Source organism: Pseudomonas sp. 2995-1 (assembly GCF_002742505.1).
Lineage (GTDB): Bacteria > Pseudomonadota > Gammaproteobacteria > Pseudomonadales > Pseudomonadaceae > Aquipseudomonas > Aquipseudomonas sivasensis.
In genome coordinates, this window is record NZ_LJSA01000251.1 from 1 (window position 1) to 360 (window position 360).

1 protein-coding gene is annotated in these 360 nt (G+C 41.9%); it reads left to right on the plus strand.

What is annotated here, in order from left to right; translation table 11 throughout:
* Positions 1-360: 16S rRNA (cytosine(1402)-N(4))-methyltransferase (gene mraW, locus AOA61_RS05600; protein ID WP_099601308.1), on the plus strand; the 360-nt coding region annotated here is incomplete at both ends.

Below are 360 nucleotides of genomic sequence, written 5' to 3' on the forward strand. Positions count from 1 at the left end.
GAGCTCATAAAAGATGCAATACCTGCTCCGGCGCGAAGGAAAGGTGGCCACCCTGCGAAAAGGACATTTCAAGCCATTAGGATAGCTGTAAATAACGAGTTACAAGTATTTGAGGAAGCATTAAACGATGCGATTGATATCACTGCAACAACTGGAAGAGTAGCTGTTATCACTTTCCATTCATTAGAAGACCGAATTTGTAAGCAGGTTTTTAAACGGAGAAGTACACCACCCGAGCTTCCTAAAGATTTACCTATTATACCTGAAGGGTTTGAGGGAGAACTTTTACTAGTTACTCGCAAACCAATTCTTGCAAGTGAGGAAGAATTAGAAAATAATTCACGCGCACAGTCCGCGAAG